This window comes from Prosthecobacter sp. SYSU 5D2 (genome assembly GCF_039655865.1).
In the GTDB taxonomy this organism is placed as follows: domain Bacteria; phylum Verrucomicrobiota; class Verrucomicrobiia; order Verrucomicrobiales; family Verrucomicrobiaceae; genus Prosthecobacter.
In genome coordinates this window covers 113946-132552 of the sequence record NZ_JBBYXL010000003.1, presented here as the reverse complement: position 1 = coordinate 132552, position 18607 = coordinate 113946, and the positions used below count along the sequence as shown (strand labels likewise).

The window sequence follows — 18607 nt, the reverse complement described above, 5'->3', positions numbered from 1 at the left end:
AGGGGGTATGCTCAATGGGGGGTAAATGAGCCGGGAAATTCCGGTGAGTGACAGAAGTACTGTGGATGAATCGTCTGAAAGGGAATGATGCGCTTAAATTGTCGAAACTGGATCAAAACGGGATTGATGGGGGTGTTTTCACTGATTATTAATACGGCTGCCTATGGTATAGAACGGCGGCCTAACATCATTGTGGTTTTGGCGGATGATCTGGGGTTTGGGGATGTTTCCTGCAACAATCCGGCTTCGAAGATCCAGACCCCGCATGTGGACCGCCTGGCGCTGGAAGGGATGCGGTTTACCGATGCGCATACGCCTTCGGCGGTGTGTACACCAACGCGCTACGGTCTGCTGACGGGGCGCTACTGCTGGCGCACGCGGCTTAAGTACCGGGTGCTGGACGGCTTTGACCCGCCGCTTATTGAGCCAGGGCAGGTGACGGTGGCGAGCCTGCTGAAAGAGCAGGGGTATCGTACGGCATGCATCGGCAAGTGGCATCTGGGCATGCAATGGACGGACAAGAATGGCCAGCCGGTCCCGGCAGTGCCGCTGGACCGCCGGGAGCCACCGCGCGCCGGGTTTGAGGTGGATTTTACGAAGCCCTTCACGGGCGGACCCGTGGCAGTGGGGTTTGACCATTATTTTGGTATCTCCGCCTCGCTGAACATGTCGCCCTTTTGTTATCTGGTGAATGACCGTGCGCTGAGGCTGCCCGTGTTGAATCAGGAGCGCATGCGCGACACCAATTTCATGGCGGTGGATGAAGGGGTGAGGTCGCCGGATTTCACCATCCATGGGGTAATGCCGAGGCTGGCGGGTGAAGCTGTGGCATTCATTGAAGAAAGGGCGGCAGCGGCGGACAAGAAGCCTTTTTTTCTGTATGCGCCGCTGACCTCGCCGCATCTGCCGGTGGTGACAAATACGGAGTACAAGGGCAAAAGCCAGGCCGGGGACTATGGGGACTTTGTCGTGGAGACTGACGCCTTTTTGGGAGCTTTGCTGGAGACGCTGGACCGTACCGGGCTGGCGGAGAATACGCTGGTGCTTTTCACCTCCGACAATGGCGGGCTGTATCATTATTGGGAGGCGAAGGAAGCGGACGATGTGAAGCATTACAAGGTACGCGGGCGGGGGGCGCATATCCAGGAATATGGTCACCAGGGGAATGCGCATCTGCGCGGAACGAAGGCGGACATCTGGGAAGGCGGGCACCGGGTGCCCTTCGTGGTGCGCTGGCCGGGCAAAACCCCTGCCGGGACGGTGAGTGCTGAGCTGGTGGAGCTGACGGACCTGCTGGCGACAGCGGCGGCGATCATAGGTGTGGACCTGCCTGCCGGGGCCGGGGAGGACAGCCGGGACATCCTGCCTGCGTTGCTAAAAGAAAAACCGGATAAGCCGCTGCGTGAGTTTGCCATTCACCATTCAATGAGCGGGGTGTTTGGCATCCGGCAGGGACCGTGGAAACTGGTGCCGCACCGGGGATCTGGCGGGTTCAGCCATCCGAAGGTCCTGGACCCGGCAAAAGAAGGCGGGCCGACGGGGCAGCTCTACAACCTGGAGACAGATCCCGCAGAGACGAAGAATGTGCATGCGGAACAACCGGAGATTGTCGCGCGGCTGAGCCGGCTGCTCAGAGAAGTGCAAGGGGATGATTTATAACCCAATGCAATCAGTTCACGGCCGTCATTCCAGGGCGGCTTTTGCTGCGCGCATGGCTGCATCCGGCACACTGATAGGCAGCATGTTAGCGTGCATCTGGCGTCCGATTTTGCCGCCATTCTCAAGGATCCTGGCCACACATTCGCCGGTTTCACTGGCCGTTTGGGAGCGGTAGGCGCAATGGCGGGAGAGCAGCATCTCCGCGTTCCCTTCCTCCTGGCCGGGGACTACATAGTCAATCACCGCCGGGATGCGGGCTGCCAGCACTTCATGCAAAATGGCACCGCCAGCTTTGCAGATGACCACATCGTGCGTGCGCAGCAGTTCGGGGATGCGGTCTGTCCAGCCGATGATCTCCACGGGGGCGTCTGGCATTTCATCGGTGAACTTGCGCAGCACATGATATAAACGCGAGCTGTGCTTGCCCACGGGGATGGTCAGTTGCACGCCCTTTTGCAGCAGCGGCTTCAGGGAGGCCAGCGTCATCCTGACGTGGCGGGCGGTGGTGGAGGGCAGGTAGAGAATGCGCTGTACTCCAGGACGGATGGCCTCCTCGGGCAATGTTTCGGTGAATTGAAGACTGACGGGGAAACCGGTGATGTGGACTTTCTCGTGCGGAATGCCCAGTTTCATGACCACTTCCCGGGTTTCGGCATCGGCCACGCAGTAGAGGTCGCTTGGTTGCATCAGCCAGATGCGGTGCACGCTGATGGAATCGGTGATGATGGTGACCAGTTTTGGTACTTCACCGTCCTGCTTGCGCAGGGCATCCATCAGTGCCGCATACAGCGGGTAGGTGCTGATAATAAGCCTTGGTTGCAGGGTCGTGATTTTTTCCCGCAGGCCGCGCACCAGCGGGGCCAGCCAGGCGCTGTCCTGAGGGTCCACATCGGACTTTTCCAGCATGTGGTACACCATGCGCCAGCCACTGGGAAAGTGCGTGATGGCCTGCTGGTACAAGTTTTTCAGCAGGGTGGCGATGCGTGGCTGCACCTCGCTGACAAGGTCGCAAGTCTGGACCTCCTCCCCTGGGCACAAACGGCGCAGTGCTTCGGAGGTGGAAAATGCGGCGGTGTTGTGCCCATCGCCAAAGCCTGCTGTCAGGACAAGAATCACAAGTCTATGGCTGGCTGAAAATTGGAGGAACTCAAACTAAATGTCAGGCTGCTAGACTCATGACTGGCAAACTTCGCTTCATCCATCATACTGCTCTCATGAATAAAGGCAGTGCTCTACTGGCCCTCCCTCTCGGGATTCTGGCCGTCGTCCTCTTTGCCGCCTGCGGATCTCCCGCCGGGCGCTCCAAAACCGCCATGTGGGAAGCCCGTTACAATGACAGGGCGCTCGGGCGCGTGACCCCTGAGCAGTTGCTGCGGGAGGTGGGTTTGCAAACGGACCTGATCCCGCCGGGCAAAGTGGGCCGATATAAATACCGGCCCATGACACCCCGGTACATCACCATTCACAGTACGCAAAATTACACCGGCAACGCGTATAACCACGCCCTGGCCCTGAAGAGGGGAGCCTTGCGTGCGACCAAGCGTCCTGGGGGCAACCGGATCGGCTTCCTGACCTGGCATTTTACCACGCAGTCCAATGTGGCCATCCAGCATCTGCCCTGCCGGGAGCAGGGGGAGCACGCCGACTTTGACGGCCCTGGGAACAACTACAGCATCGGCATCGAGATGTGCGAGCACCGGGGCAATGACATTGCGCTGACCATTGACAAAACGGCCCGTCTTTCCGCTTACTTGATGTACACTTACGGCATCCCGCTGAAACATGTGGTGCCGCACTATCACTGGCCGCGCATCAGCCCCAGCATCAAGGATCCCCACAAAAACTGCCCGCATTTCCTGCTGGATCGCGGCCGTCCCGGCCCCACCTGGCAGTGGTACCTGAGGCGTGTGCAGCTGCATTATAACCGCCTGGTGCCAGGTCCGGCACGCTCTCTGGGTTAATTTGAATGTCCGCTTTCACGGCTATGAAGACGCTGGTCCTCACCGCTATCCTTGGCCTGCTGGCCCTCCCTGCCGCTGCCCAGGTGGAGGTGGAAGTGCCCACGGCAGAAAAGGTGGCTGTGCTGGCTGACAAGCGCATTGCTGAAAGCAGTGGCATCGCACGCAGTCTGCGGCATCCCGGTATTTTTTGGACACATAATGATTCCGGTGGCGAGCCCTGCCTGTTTGCCATCAACCAGAAAGGGGAAACGGTGGCCAAGGTGCGTGTGCCGACGGCAGCTAATTTTGACTGGGAGGATATCACCCAAGGTCCTGATGAAAAGGGACAGCCCTGCCTGTTCATCGGGGACATCGGAGACAATCTGAAGCGCCGCGCCAGCATCCAGATCTATCGCATCCCGGAGCCGGACCTGCCTGAAGATGCTGAAAAGGAAGTCCTGTCCGCCGAGCCGGAAACCTGGCACGTGAGCTATCCTGATGGGCGGCATAACGCGGAGTGCCTGATGATGCATCCGCTGAACCGCCATCTCTTCATTGTGACCAAGACGGAGGATGGCCGCTGCGCCCTTTACCGTGTGCCAGAGGACCGCATCTCCGGCCAGGCGATGAAGCTGATCAAGATGGCTGATCTGAATTTCCCATCCCGCCCGAGGGAAGGGAAACGCCCCGGCATGGCCTGCATGGCTACCGCTGCTGATTTTTCCCCGGACGGCAGCTGGCTGGTCATCGGCACTTACAGTTACTTGCACGAATGGAAACTCAGCAAAAAAGCCTCCCTGGCTCAGTCACTGGCAGCACCCGCCAGGATCATCCAGCCGCCGCTGACGAAACAGATGGAAGCGGTGTGCTATGATGAGGACGGTGCTTCTCTCTGGTTCACCTCTGAGCAACTGCCTGTACCGCTTTACCGTCTTTCGAGAAAGTAGGCTTGGCATTTTGGGTATTGAGAGTAACTTTGCACCATGCATGAACCTCAAGATTTCATTCCTGAGTCCTTAGAAAATACACTGGAGGCAAATGCCCTGAAAAACATGGGACGTCGGGACTGGTTGAAGACGACCGGACTAGGCGCGCTGGCGGTCGCCGGAGGCGGCGCTGGGGTTTATTATTACACGCAGGTCCCGCCTTTGATTTTTGACGGGCGTCATGCCCGTGCCACGACTTATCATCCGCCGGTGCTGCATCACTTGGTGTATTATGCCAACCAGCTTGTGGACAAGCCCTACAAATGGGGCGGCGGTCACAAGCAGCTCTATGATGACGGGTTTGACTGCTCCGGCTCCATCTCCCACATTCTCTACCGCACGGGTCTGCTGGTGCGACCTTTGAATTCACGGGGATTTGCCGGATATGGAAAGCCAGGCGCGGGGCGTTATGTGTCTCTTTTTGTGAAACCGGGGAACCATGTTTTCATGTCCGTCTGCGGATTGCGGTTCGACACCTCGGGAACACAAACGGGGGAGGGGCCACGCTGGCGTTCCACTGCACGCCCGACGTCCGGTTTCATCAACCGGCATCCGCAGGGGCTATGAGGATCCTTTCGATCACGCGCACTTCACCGCAGCGCGTGTTTCCATGGCCTCCCACACCGCCTCTACCACACGCATGTAGCAGACGCCTTCGGTGAAGTCGGGCTTCGGACGCGGTGCCTGAGGATCACGTACGGCCTGGATAAAATCACGCTCCACGGTCCATTCACGCTGCATGTCATAAGGCACAGGCACTACCTCAAGCCCGCCGCCCCGTTTGCCCAGGGAGACTTCTTCGGTGGTGAAATCATAACTCAGGGTGCCTTCTGTGCCAAATAACCACAGTCTGTCCGTCGGTGCATGGGCGGCCACGCCGCTGAACATCATCGTGGCCTCCAGGCCGCTGCGGAACCTGGCCAGGACGTTGACAAAGTCCGGTGTCTCCACGGTGTAACCCTGCCGCTCCGGGATGACGATATTTCCACGCGCCTCAACTTCGGTGATGTGGCCTAACCATTTTTGCAAAACCTCCGTGTAGATGCCCAGGGTCAGGATCTGGATGCCGCTCGTCTCCGTGCGCTGGCGCCAGTGCGCAGGCTGGCTGGCGTCCAGCCATGCGCCGTTAAAGCTGTGCAGGAGTGCTTGATGCGGCGTGCCGATGGCACCGTCCGCCAGCAGCTTTTTCACCATCTCGCCGCTTTTCATCCCCTGGGGTGGAGGGCAGATGGCTGTCACCAGGTCCGGGCAGCTCTGTGCCCTTTCCCACATGTGCTCCGCCTCCTGCAGCGTGGCCGCCATGCGTGCCTGGGTGAAGACATGCTTGCCGCATTGCAGTCCAAAGTCCGTCACATCATGGTGCATGTACGGATGAGCGCCGATCCACACAATGTCCACGTTTTCATTGTCCACCACATCCTCCCAGCGGGCGATGGGTTTCGCCTCCGGTGCGAAGTCGCGGCAGAAGGCTTCTGCACTGGCCAGGGTGGAATTCGCCACCGCCGTGATCTGGATATTTGGCAGGGCACGCAGGCCTGGCAGATGCCGCTGCTTCACAATGCCGCCTGCGCCTACAATGCCGATGCGGAGGGTCTTTTCTTCATTCATGGATCATTTGTCATGCAGGCTTGCGCTCCGTGCAAAGGGATAGATTCCAGCTTGGCGTGTCTGCTCATCTGCATGACATTGTGGCATGCAGATCCTCCATCTTTACATCTCCCCGGAGCACAACTTCTTCGGCCATCACGGCCGGCCTGCCGGGCAGGCCCCGATGATCGAGGTGGACTCGATTGAATGCGTTGCCAGCCAGGGTCTGAAGGGGGACCGTTTTTTTGGATTCAAGGAGGACTACAAAGGACAGGTCACCTTCTTTGCCCACGAGGTCTATGAGCGCCTGTGCGAGCAGTTCCAGGTGATGGGTGTGGAGCCTTCCGTTTTCCGGCGCAACATCATCACCAAAGGAGCGGATCTGAATGCGCTCATCGGGCAGGAGTTTGAGATCCAGGGCGTGCGGTTTTTAGGCACCCAGGAAAGCGCGCCTTGCTACTGGATGAACCAGGCCTTTGCCGAGGGCGCTGAAGAGGCCATGAAAGGAGACGGCGGTCTGCGCGCCAAGATCCTCAGCGATGGTGTGCTAAGAAAAGAATAGGCTAACGAGGAACTGGTAGGATAACCTGACCAGCAAGTTGGTGAGTGGGAGCTTCGTCTTCTTATTTCCACCATGTACACCTTCCTTTTGCGATCTATTGGTACGGCAGCCTTTGGCCTTGCCCTCACTTTCCAACCGGCCTTTTCGGCAGAAGTCATTGAAGCCGATGTCTGCGTTTATGGCGGCACCAGCGGCGGTGTGGCGGCGGCGGTGCAAGTGGCCCGTATGGGGAAAAGCGTGGTCATTGCCGAACCGGGCAGGCATCTGGGCGGCATGACCTCCGGCGGTCTTAGCGCGGTGGACATTGGTGATCCTCGCAGCGTGGGCGGCATCTCCCGCGAATACTTCACCAAGCTGGCTGCGACCGTGGGCGTCGAACTCGCCTGGGACAAGGTCTTTATACCTGTCGGCGGCGGCCCGGCCACAGGCGGTGCCTATGCCATCGAGCCGCACAAGGCGGAGGAAGTTTATACGCATATGGCCAAGGAAGCCGGGGTGAAAGTTTACTTCAAAGCAAGGCTGGCCAAGGTGACCAAGGAAGGCGCTCGCATCACAGAGTTCGTGACCGAAGACGGAACCATTTTCCGGGCGAAGATGTTCCTGGACACCACTTATGAAGGTGACCTGATGGCGAAAGCGGGGGTGAGCTACACGCTGATGCGTGAGGGCAATGCCAAATATGGCGAGACCTACAACGGCATTTATTACGACGAGAAATACAAACCTCGCACTGGCCACCTGGTGCCTGGGGAGACGGGGCGTGTGGCCGGTGGACAGGGCGTGTGGGACCGTGATTTTCCGTTGGATCCTTATGTAGTGAAAGGAGATCCCAAGAGCGGCTTGCTGCCGTTGATCCAGGAAGGCGAACCGGGGACGCCTGGAGAACCTGCACCAGGTGTACAGGCCTATTGTTTCCGCCTTTGCCTGAGTGTGGATCCGGCCAACAGCATCGCCATTGCCCCGCCGCCGGACTATGATCCGAAACGTTATGAGATTGTGGCCCGGTTCATTGAAGCCTGCCTGGCCAATGGCGATGACATGGACCTGCGCTGGTTTTCCAAACACGACGCTTTGCCTAACCAGAAGTGGGATTTTAATACGGCCACCTTTGGCGGCAACATGCCAGGGGCAAGTCACGAATGGCCTGAGGCCACGTATGCCCGGCGCGACGAGATCGCCAAAGAGCATGAGAACTACCATCGCGGCCTGCTGTATTTCCTGGCCACGGATGCACGCGTGCCTGAGAAAGTGCGCAAGGACATGAAGCGCTTCGGTCTGCCCAAGGATGAATTCACCGACAATGGCGGCTGGCCTCATCAGATCTATGTTCGCCAAGCCCGGCGCATGATCAGCGACCTGGTTCTTACCCAGCACCACACCTTTGGCCGTCAGGTCGCGCCCAAGTCCGTGGGGCTGGGCAGCTACGGCACCGACGTGCATGAGATCCGGCGTATTGTGAAGGATGGCGTCGTCACCCGCGAGGGAAAGATCGCCTCCGGTCGCGATGGCGCGCCGCCTTATGCTATCGGCTACGACGCCATTGTGCCCCGTCAGAGCGAGTGTGAAAACTTGTTCGTCACCTTTGCTCTGAGTTGCAGCCACGTCGCCTTTGCAAGCATCCGCATGGAGCCTGTTTTCATGGTCACCAGCCAGAGTGCTGCGACCGCCGCCGTCATGGCAATTGATGACCAGGTGCCGGTGCAAAAGGTGGACTATGAAAAGCTGCGCGCCCGTCTGCTGAAAGACGGCCAGGTGCTGGGCGGTGAGAAGCAGAAGCTGTGAGCTGCCATTGATTCCTCCATTTTTAACAAGGAAATCCTGCTGACCTGGTATGCCCTCTAAGGCAGAGCTAGTGATAGCTTCAAACTGGTGTTATTAGTTTACCAGATAGCAAATTTAACCAAATTACGTCTTATTGTGATGTCCCTCCTTTGTAAATTCCTGGCCTGTGTCCTGGTCCCCTTGTTTCTGGCTTCCCCCATTCAGGCTGAAGATCATCCTCCTGTGCTGGATCTGTCTGGCGATACCTCCCGGCAGGTGATCGTTGCCCAGGGCACACCTGAAATCTATCAGGGGCACCCGACGACGGTTCTGCTGCCAGATGGCAAGACCATGTATTGTGTTTGGACCTATGGTCACGGCGGTGGTTGCGGACCGATGAAGCGCAGCGATGACGGCGGCCTGACCTGGAGCGAACTCCTGCCGGTGCCGGAAAACTGGGCGACGACGCGCAACTGTCCGGCACTCTACCGGCTGACAGATCCACAAGGTGTCTCGCGCCTGTTTGTCTATGCTGGGCAGGGGCCTGGCGGGACGCGCCAGCCGGACAACGGGACGATGCAGATGTCCTATTCCATGGATGACGGCAAAACCTGGTCCCCCATGAAGAGCCTGGACCTGGAATGCGTGATGCCTTTTTGCACCATCATGCCAGTGGATGGCGGCAAGCGCCTGATCGGTCTTTCCAACATCCGTCGTCCAGGCGAAACCAAGGACCCGAAGTCAAACATCATCACGCAGAGTGAATCCCTGGATGGAGGCCTGACCTGGAGTCCGTGGAAAGTGCTGGTGGATCTGGGCGACCTGAAGCCGTGCGAGCCTGAAGTGGTGCGCTCGCCCGATGGCAAACAGCTTCTCTGCCTCATCCGTGAAAACATCCGCAGCCATGCCAGCCACTACATCATCAGTAACGATGAAGGCCGCACCTGGACGACGGTGAAAGATCTGCCACCTGGGCTGCATGGCGACAGGCACAAGGCCCAATACGCACCGGATGGCCGTCTGGTGGTGACCTTTCGCGACATGGGTGCCAACAGCCCCACGCGGAATCATTTTGTGGCCTGGGTGGGAAAGTATGAGGACATCCAGAGCGGCAAGGATGGTGAATACAAGATCAAGCTTTTGCACAGCAATGCCCGCAGCGACTGTGGTTATCCAGGCCTGGAATTGCTGCCGGACGGGACCTTCGTGGCGACGACCTATGTCAAATATCGTCCTGGTCCTGACAAGCACTCGGTGGTCAGCACACGTTTCAGACTGAAGGAAACGGATGGGATGGAAAAGAAGGAGGTAAACACATCGGCCAATGACGCCAAGGTGGCCGGAATCCTCATGGATGATGATGCCGCCCGCTATACAGGCCAGTGGCGGGAAGGTGGCAGCCAGCTGGGTTATTTGGTAGGCCGTGGTTACCACGCCATCAATGCCGATGGCACGGCCACTTTCACTCCCGATATCCCGGTGGCCGGTCGCTATGAGCTCAGGCTTCTTTACGTCGCCTCAGACAATCGCTGTGATGCGGCCGAGATCGTCATCCGCAGCGCAGAAGGTGAGAAAAAAGTGACGCTGAACCAGCGCGAAGAGTGCCTGGAGGAAAGTATCCCGAGATCACTGGGCGTCTTTGAATTTGCCAAGGGCAAAAGCGGATCGGTGAAGATCCTGGCCAGGGCCAAAAAGGGTTTTGTGGTGGTGGACGGGCTTCAGATTGTGCCTGAGGCGGATGCCAAAGTGGAGCGCAATACACGGGCGGATGCTGGCTTTCCCATCAAGGCCGCGATGCCTGCCCCAAAGGTGATCATCCCCGCACCGATGAAGCTGAAGTCCGCCGCCAAAACCGTGGACGTGGATGAAAAGAACTATGACCTGGTCGTCATCGGTGGAACACCAGGCGGCATCGCCACGGCAGTGCGGGGAGCACGCGAAGGGTTGAGCGTCCTGCTGGTCAACCATACGCAGCATTTGGGCGGCTTCATTACCAGCGGGGCTGGTGGCTGGGAGGCTCCTTATGACGGGTTGCGCTCACCCTTGTATGCAGAAATGCTTCGGGGGGCAGCGGACTATTACAAAAAAGCATATGGAGAGAACTCCCCCCAGCATCTTGCTTCTATGCCGGATGCCAACAGCCGTGCGCACATTGACCGCCCCAAGGTGGAACCCCGCATCGCGGAGATGCTGTTTAACGAGATGGTGGAAAAGGAAAAGACGCTGACGGTTTTGCTGGGCCACATTGTCAGCAAGGCGGAACGGGACGGCGCAATGCTGAAAAGCGTGACGCTAAAGCCCATGCATGGGAAAGGGAGTGTGAAGGTAACCGCGAAGATCTTTGCTGATGGCATGTATGAAGGGGACCTCATCGCCGCAGCGGGTGTAAAGTCACAGATCGGGCGTGAGGCACGCAGTCAGTACAATGAGCCGCACGCTGGCGTCATCTATGCTACCGAGCGCAAGAAGGCCCCCGGCCAGCGCGGCTTCCCGAAAGACGCCGACGAAGGACGGCTGAACATCCGCTACAACAGCCATGCCACCGGCGAAATCTTGGAAGGCCCGCATAGCGGAGAAGCCGACGGATCCGTGATGGCCTACAACTACCGCCTCGTACTCACACGTGAACCGACCAACAGGATCATGGTGGAAAAGCCTGCCAACTACGATGTCGCCATCGCCAAAGCAGCCGGTGGTGGCGGGTTCGTGCCGAATCTGCCTAACAATAAGGTAGCCTGGAACGGCGGGCGTCTCATCGGTCCGCAGAATGACTATCCAGGTGGTGACTGGCCCACACGCGAGGCAATTTCAAAGCGCTATCTCGATGGCATGCTCATGCGCCTGTGGTGGATGCAGAATGATCCGGAAGCATCAGATCGCGAGCGCAAGCAGTTTGCCGGTTACGGCCTTGCAGCGGATGAATTTCCCGACAACAATCACGCCCCTTATGAGATCTATGTGCGCGAGGCGCGGCGGCTGGTTGGACGATATGTTTTCAAAGAGCAGGACAACGTCATTGCCGAAGGCATCGCCCGCACGCCAGTTCATGCCGACAGCATCGCTATCACTGACTGGCCGGTGGATTCCGTGGCCTGCCTGAAGCGCAAGGTGCCCGGCAGCCATGAAGACGGTATCTTTTTCTTGGGCGAAGAAACCCGCCCTGCCCAGGTGCCGTACCGCAGCCTGCTGGCCAATGAAGTGGACAATCTTTTGGTTAGTGTTGCCATTTCCGCTTCGCATGTCGGCTGGGGTGCCATTCGCTTGGAACCGGTATGGATGCAGATGGGGGAGTCTGCCGGATTTGCCGCTGCCCTGGCCATTAAGAATAAGACCACGCCAGCCAAACTGGATGCCGATTTGCTCATCCGCACCCTGGTCAAAAACCGCGTGATGATCAGCTTCTTCAATGATGTGGACGTGACCTCGGATGACCCGCGCGTGCCTGCCGCTCAATACTTCGGCAGCAAGGGTTTCTTCAGCGATTACAATGCCCGGCTTGATGAACCGCTGAGCGAGAGTGAAAAAACCGTCTGGCAGGATGGAATGGAGAAACTGCAAAAAGGCACGCTGGATCCGATGCAGCTTGCACGTCAGGTCCACTCGGCTTCCGCCAAGGAGTCTCCGGCAACGAAAGACAAACGCGGTGATTTTCTGCTCCGCTTCTGGCAGCTTCCTTAATGCTGGCTGACGCACTGTGAGCCAGACGAAGGATTCACTCGAGTTTCAATTCCTTACTCAATGAACCGCCGACAATTTGTACAAACGACCGCTGCGAGTGTGCTGGTCGCCAGTCGTCAATTGTTGGCAGCACAGAAAGCGGAGCATCCAAAGCCTGCATTCCGAGTCCTTTACAGCAATGACACGACCAACGTCCTGACCTCGCCAAGTCCAGGATATGTCCGCAAAGATCCATTCACCCTGGAACGGCTGGAAGTGAGCGTGGACGAGGCATCGGAAGTGGATGTTCACCTTCTCCAAGCAGGGAATGGCTGGGTGCCCTGGTGGAAGAGTGCCATCTATCCGGCGGACGATCATTACCGGTGGTTCCAGGAGAAAACCGGGCTGCCTGCGGGCTCCATCGGTCAGGTCATGCTTAACGGCGGCGACTTGGTGGACACGTTTATCAAGCGCTGCCATGAACGAAAGGTCGCACCCTTCATCTCCTTTCGGCTGAACGACTATCACGGCATTGAGATGCTTGATCTTGTGCAAAAGATGGTTAGCGGAATGGGCCAGAATGAACCGAAGCCAAAGTTCGATCATGAACTCGCCGCCTGGCTGAGCCGGCCACTTCTGGAGCATCCCGAGTATCAACTGCGACCTGACCCAGAAGACTACACCCGGCTCCCTGACGCTGAGAAGGTGAAGTATGTCAGCTCCATGCGTTTGCGAAGCCCGCTGCGGACAGGTCGCATATGGAACTGGGCCATCCCGGAGGTGCCTGCCTACAAGCTGAGCCTGATCCGCGAGCTGTGCGAGAATTACGACTTCGCCGGGCTGGAACTGGACTTTATGCGGTGGTCGGACTTTTTCCGGCTTGAAGAAACGAACGAAGGGCAGCGCATGGCGATCATGGCCGGATTCATCAAGCAAGTCCGTGAAGCACTTGACCGTAACAGCAAACCCGGGCAGCGGAGATGGCTATGTGTGCGTGTCCCCCTGCGTCTGTCAGGCCATTCGCCTTTGGGTGTGGATCTGCCCCGATGCGTGGCAGCAGGCGTGGACATGGTGAACCTGAGCTGCCACTACACGACTGAGCAGCAAACGGAACTGCCGCGCATCTGCGAGATGATCCCCGGCACGCCGGTCTATCTGGAAATGAGTTTTACCAGCTCGCGTTCTCCCAAAACCACGACCATGACTCAAGGGTCAAACAGTGATGTTTATCGGAAGATGACGCGCGAGCAGTTCAGCACGACGGCACACTTGGTTTATGCGCGGGGCGGTGCCGGAGTAAGCCTCTTCAATTTCGTGTACTACCGGAGTCTGGCAGAACAAAAAAACGAGCCGCCCTTCGAGGTGCTGGCGCGTCTGAAAGATCGGGAATGGCTGGCGCAGCAGCCGCAACATTATTTTCTTTCCAATGCCTCCAACCCACCCTCCGGACCCTCCCAATTTGGGAAAAGCCGGGTCGTCTCCGCTGGCAAGGAGCGTCAGTTTCTGATGGATACAGCGCCTCCATCCGGTGGCTGGAAAACGGATGGCCGTTTGCGGATTCAGTCCCTCCAGTCCGTGGAGAAGCGACAGCTTGTGGTTCGGTTTAACGATCAGGAATTAGCAACCACCAACGATATTTCTGAACCCTTTCCAAAACCCTATACCGACGGTCTCGGAAGCGCAGAGACTCTCCGAGCCTGGACGGTGCCCAAGGAGTTCCTGCGGGATGGCCCCAACCACATTCACCTCAGCTTTAGAGATGGCCCCCCACTGGAAATCACCTTTGTGGACTTGAGCATTCCTTGAAGCGTCATCGCCCACACTCACCGCAGTTTTTCATCACAAAGGGTGGAGTTCACTTGCAGCCAAAATAATCTCATGAAACCTCTCCTTTTCCATTTCGCCTTCATTGCCTTTCATCTCAGCCTGTCATCTGCGGCAGGTCCTGCTCCACAGGATCCACGACAGGCTGCCATCGGATTTGAACTCCGGGTTCCCGCTCCAGGCCCCGATACCCTCGCCGATTCCATTCTTCAGGAGGCGATTGACAAGGTCGCTTCGGCAGGAGGTGGAGTCGTTTTGCTCGGGGCAGGGGACTTCAAGCTTTCCCGTCATGCCGATGACGAAACGGTGGTGATCAAGAGCAACGTCACCTTGCGTGGCCAGGGATACTCCACTCACATCTATCTGGACCCCACCACTCCGCCACATGACCTGCGATACTTCCCCATGCGGATCGGCACGTCGGCAATTCCCGCGCATAATGTCGTGATCGAGCACCTGCGTTATACCGGCAATGACAAGGCCATCGGTGGCGGTTCCATCATGGGCTTTAATGCACGTCTGGATGAGAAGGAGTCGCTGCTGCTTTCATGCGATAACATCACGGTCCGTCACTGCTGGATCTATGATGCCAAACAGGCAGCGGGCTGCACCAAGGCGGCAACGGCGATGTACCTGGTCAAGCATGTCATCAGCCCTGAGGAAGCAAAAGCGGCAGCGGGCGACACCGAGCAAGTTCGAACGGGTTACTTTGATGCCGACCGTATGGCCTGCCAGTTCAAGAACTGGCAGGTGCATAACAACTACATCGAGACCTGTGGAAACAAGGCGGTCGAACTCGCCGAATGCAACGGCGGACTCATCGCGGACAACCACATCGTCAATGTGGTGGATGGGCCCCAGGTGATCTTCGGCAGCCGCAATGTTCAGATTCGCGACAACCTTGTTCACTTCATCAGAACCGGCATCAATATTACCGAAGGTTCACATCACATCCGAGTCAGCGGCAATCATGTTGAGCCGATGCCGGATCTGGTGAGAGGCAATACGTTGCCTTGTCTGATTTTCCGGACCGAGCCGCTACCCCTGCACTCTAAAATTACCGATGTGGTGGTCACTGGAAACATCTTCCGCAATCAAAACACCAAGACTAAATGCGCGGTGCGTTTCGTGACACGTCCTGAAGCGCTTTCCTGTGTGTATGAGGGCATTGTTCTCTCCGGCAATGTCTTCGATGGGGATGTTCAGTTTTACGACTTGCGCACCGCTGGCAGGACCACCATCCGGGACATCCTCTTTGCGGACAATGTCTGCGAAGGGGCAGTGCTCTCCGAACCCCAGGAAGAGATGGCTTCAAGCCATATCGTGATACGGGACAATTTGCTGCGCCAGCCAGGAAACCAGACCCTAAAAGCAAGCAACTGGATTTGGACCGGCAACACTCATGTCAATGGCTCACTTGAAATTGCCCTTGGTGCCAAGTCTAACATCATCCGTGACAACGTGACGGGTTCTCCTGTTACAGACAAAGGCACGGACACCATTCTGACTGCCAACATCGTGATGAAGAAGGCTGAAGCTCCATGAAAACTTCTTCCTGTCATTTCTTGACCATACTGGCCTGGCTCAGCATCCTGCCCTTAAGCTCTCCGGCCCAGGCATTGCGCCATCTGTTTCTTGACCCGGCATTCGTCGAGCAGTCGAAGAATGTCGCCCTGCATGTCAATGCTGCCCAGCAGCGGGAGACCGTCATCCGAGCAGACAAACCTTGGGAGCAGCTCATGATCAGCCTGTTTCTCACCGTCCTGGATGATGGAGGCAAGCTGAGGATGTGGTACATCTGCCGGGATAAGAACAACATTCCCAATGTGGCCTATGCCGAATCAAAGGATGGCATTAACTGGATCAAGCCAAACCTGGGCATCGTCGAATACGAAGGCAGCAAGGACAACAACCTCGTCGGCTTGAGCTCCCTGGAGGGCACGGTCTATCGCGATGAACGCGCTCGGGCTGAGGAGCGTTATTGCTACATCACGCACATGTTGGAAAAGGACGGGGGCATGGTCCGCTTTCATTCACCTGATGGCCTCCGCTGGAAGCGTGACGCGGAACCGCTGGTGAAATTTGGCGCCGACAGCCAGGCGGTGACGTTTTGGGATGAGCGCGTCGGCAAATACGCCCTCTACCTGCGCGGCTGGGAACAGCGCGCGGACACCTATCTCTACCGCACCGTGGTGCGTGCGGATCTGCCCAGCCTCACTTCACCGGTTTCCATGTTGCCCAATGATACAAGCCGCCGCCTTTGGGGTAAAGAAAATCCGGCGGTCATTGACACCGAATTTCCCAAGGTGCTTGCCACGGATGAAAAGGATCCGCCCAACAGCGATGTCTATACTATCTCCGCCCAGCCATACCCTTTGGATCCGCGCTGGTACGTGGGTTTTCCGTCTTTTTTTCAGCGCGTGGATGCCCGCAAAAAAGGCCGCCTGGATGTCCAGTTCATTGGCAGCCGTGACGGCTTTCAGTGGCATCGTTATGATCGTGAGCCGTATGCCAGCCCCGGCATGGTCGGCAGTGGCAGCGAGGGCATGGTCTTCATGGGGCCGCATCTCGTGGTGCGTGGCGATGAGCTTTGGCAATACGGCACCGGCTTCTACTCGATTCATGGCGACAGCGAATCCCGCAAACATAAAACCGATGGCATCATCTTCCGATATGTCCAGCGGGTGGACGGCTTTGTCTCATTGGACTTCGGGGCTGGAGGCGGCAGCGCGGTCACGCAGCCGGTGAAGGTGGACGGCCCACAGCTTGCGCTCAATGTGGATACCGCCGTGCTTGGCCACTTGCAGGTTGGTCTTCTTGATCCCGAAGGCCAGCCCATCGCAGGATTCAGCCTTGAAGATGCCGAAATTCTCCGCACTAACTCCACACGCGCAATAGTGAAGTGGAAAGGTGGCTCTGATATGAGTGCCCTTAAAGGCCGCGATGTCAGGATCTCGTTGCTGGGAGTGCGATCCAGACTGTTCAGCTTCTATTTCGCCGAATGACGCCATTAAATCTATTCCAACCATTGGCTCAAGTGGCAACGGCCCGCTCCATGGATGCTATTATGAAACCATCTTTCATCAAAACCGCACTGGCAATCCTCGCTTGTGTGATGGCCTTCCCGGCACTTCTGTTCTCTCAAAACACCATCAAAGAACGTCCCTTCACACCTTCTCTGAAGAAAGGCGAGAAACAGCTTTTTGTAGATGATTTCATGCTTCACTTGAAGCGCGGCGTCACAAGGGTTGTACATCCGGCCAAGAAACTCGAAAAACCTGTGCTTGAAGCCGAGATGCCATGGGAAATCAGGGACAAAGACGGTTTTCTGGACAAGCGCGTGAACATCTATGGCACCGTGCTGCGTGATGAAAAAACAGGAGCATTCAGGATGTGGTATGCCGACCCTGGAAGCGTCCTTTATGCAACCTCCAGCGATGGTGTACAATGGGAGCGCCCGGTTCTCAAGATCACAGGTGCAAACAATGAAACCGACCTCCACCTGCACAGTCACAGCATCATTGAAGACAAATTCGAATCGGATCCTCAGAAAAGATACAAGGCGGTTGGCTGTGATAGCAAAGGGGTTGATGAGGCAAAATTACAAAGGCTCAAAGACAAGTTTGAACTGGTGGACTGGTATCGTGACAAAGACCATCGTCTCTATTATGCGACGCATTCACCTGACGGCCTGCGATGGACCGTTGACCCTGAGCCTATCCTGTTGGGTTGTGACACCATCACCCTATCGCAAGATCCGGTTACTGGCGAATACCTCGCCTTTCACAAACGCCAGGGAGATCCGCGGACCGTCGGCATTCGTCAGGTGTTTCTCTCAGTCAGCAAAGACATGAAACATTGGTCTGAACCGCAGCCCGTTATGGTGGCGGATGAAATGGATCATAAGGCCGCGAGGAAGCTGAAAGGCGGCACCTATTCAGAATTCTACAATCTGTCCGCTTTCCCTTATGCAGGTCAGTGGCTGGGTTTCGCCACCCCTTTCCGCCGGGTGGAACCTCCCTCCGCTTTGTTTGGCAACGATGAGGTAGATGGACGAAAAAGGTCCGCTACAGGCATCATTGATGTGCAGTTGGTTCACAGCCGGGATGGCCGTCATTGGCATCGCTGCTCAGACCGCAGCCCCGTAATTGCCTTGGGACCACATGCTTATGATGCAGGCAGCATCTTTGGACTGTGCAATTCCCCTGTCTTCGTCGGGGATGAATTGTGGATGTATTACACTGCCGTGACCACTCCACATGGAGGCCTGGCACCAGTAAAGCAACAGTCCATCGCCAGGGCTTCCTGGCGCATTGACGGCCTGGTTTCTTTGCGGGCCCAAAAGACGCCAGGGATCGTCGAGACGCATGAATTTATTCCTCAGGGCGGGGAACTCATGGTCAATGCCGATGTCAAAAACGGCAGCCTCATGGTGGAGGTGCTGGACGCTGCCGGAGAAGTCATCAAAGGTTATGACAAGGCATCCAGCACCATTGAAAAACAGGATTCCGTTCGTCAGAAGATCCAATGGAAATCGCTTTCATCCCTGCCGGCAGGCAAACCCATCCGGCTTAGATTCTATCTCGAAAACGGGGATCTGTTCAGCTACTGGCTCGATTGAACCCTGGTCA

The 18607-nt window shown here is 57.2% G+C and carries 12 protein-coding genes and 1 pseudogene; 11 read left to right on the top strand and 2 right to left on the bottom strand.

Features of this window, described 5'->3' with window-relative positions; translation table 11 throughout:
* Positions 1-132 precede the first annotated feature (132 nt).
* A complete protein-coding gene (locus WJU23_RS05535) occupies positions 133-1659 on the top strand; it encodes an arylsulfatase (protein ID WP_346331548.1) in 1527 nt (508 codons plus the stop codon).
* A 24-nt stretch (positions 1660-1683) separates the two neighbouring features.
* Here the strand turns inward: WJU23_RS05535 and WJU23_RS05530 are convergent, their stop codons facing one another.
* Positions 1684-2775 carry a glycosyltransferase gene (locus tag WJU23_RS05530; protein WP_346331547.1) on the bottom strand — a complete coding sequence of 364 codons (1092 nt, stop codon included), beginning with the start codon at positions 2773-2775 and terminating at the stop codon, positions 1684-1686.
* Between the two features lie 98 nt (positions 2776-2873).
* Between WJU23_RS05530 and WJU23_RS05525 the strand changes: the two genes are divergently transcribed.
* The 3 genes and pseudogenes from WJU23_RS05525 to WJU23_RS05515 all read left to right on the top strand — a co-directional run.
* Positions 2874-3620 (top strand): N-acetylmuramoyl-L-alanine amidase, encoded by a 747-nt coding sequence (locus WJU23_RS05525; RefSeq protein ID WP_346331546.1) that lies wholly within the window; start codon positions 2874-2876, stop codon positions 3618-3620.
* Positions 3621-3625: 5 nt separating this feature from the next.
* Positions 3626-4546 (top strand): hypothetical protein, encoded by a 921-nt coding sequence (locus WJU23_RS05520; protein WP_346331545.1) that lies wholly within the window; start codon positions 3626-3628, stop codon positions 4544-4546.
* Positions 4547-4807: 261 nt separating this feature from the next.
* A pseudogene (locus WJU23_RS05515) lies at positions 4808-4906 on the top strand (peptidoglycan endopeptidase); the annotation flags it as partial.
* Positions 4907-5164: 258 nt separating this feature from the next.
* Here WJU23_RS05515 and WJU23_RS05510 read toward each other — a convergent pair.
* Complete coding sequence (locus WJU23_RS05510) at positions 5165-6193, bottom strand: Gfo/Idh/MocA family oxidoreductase (protein ID WP_346331544.1); 1029 nt, start codon at positions 6191-6193, stop codon at positions 5165-5167.
* 85 nt (positions 6194-6278) lie between these two features.
* Here WJU23_RS05510 and WJU23_RS05505 point away from each other — a divergent pair, with 85 nt between their 5' ends.
* From WJU23_RS05505 to WJU23_RS05475, 7 genes are all read left to right on the top strand, one after another.
* Positions 6279-6734 carry an MOSC domain-containing protein gene (locus tag WJU23_RS05505; protein ID WP_346331543.1) on the top strand — a complete coding sequence of 152 codons (456 nt, stop codon included), beginning with the start codon at positions 6279-6281 and terminating at the stop codon, positions 6732-6734.
* A gap of 72 nt (positions 6735-6806) precedes the next feature.
* Positions 6807-8516, top strand: a complete 1710-nt coding sequence (locus WJU23_RS05500) for an FAD-dependent oxidoreductase (protein ID WP_346331542.1) — start codon at positions 6807-6809, stop codon at positions 8514-8516.
* Positions 8517-8654: 138 nt separating this feature from the next.
* The gene (locus WJU23_RS05495; protein ID WP_346331541.1) at positions 8655-12173 is read left to right on the top strand and encodes an FAD-dependent oxidoreductase; all 3519 of its coding nucleotides are present in this window, start codon (positions 8655-8657) and stop codon (positions 12171-12173) included.
* Positions 12174-12233: 60 nt separating this feature from the next.
* Positions 12234-13958 (top strand): hypothetical protein, encoded by a 1725-nt coding sequence (locus WJU23_RS05490; protein WP_346331540.1) that lies wholly within the window; start codon positions 12234-12236, stop codon positions 13956-13958.
* A 72-nt stretch (positions 13959-14030) separates the two neighbouring features.
* A complete protein-coding gene (locus WJU23_RS05485; protein ID WP_346331539.1) occupies positions 14031-15521 on the top strand; it encodes a right-handed parallel beta-helix repeat-containing protein in 1491 nt (496 codons plus the stop codon).
* The gene (locus WJU23_RS05480) at positions 15518-16981 is read left to right on the top strand and encodes a hypothetical protein (protein ID WP_346331538.1); all 1464 of its coding nucleotides are present in this window, start codon (positions 15518-15520) and stop codon (positions 16979-16981) included. Before WJU23_RS05485 ends, WJU23_RS05480 begins: the two co-directional genes overlap by 4 nt.
* Before the next feature lie 62 nt (positions 16982-17043).
* Positions 17044-18597, top strand: coding sequence for a hypothetical protein (locus tag WJU23_RS05475; protein ID WP_346331537.1), 1554 nt, complete (start codon positions 17044-17046; stop codon positions 18595-18597).
* The last annotated feature ends 10 nt before the right edge of the window (positions 18598-18607 follow it).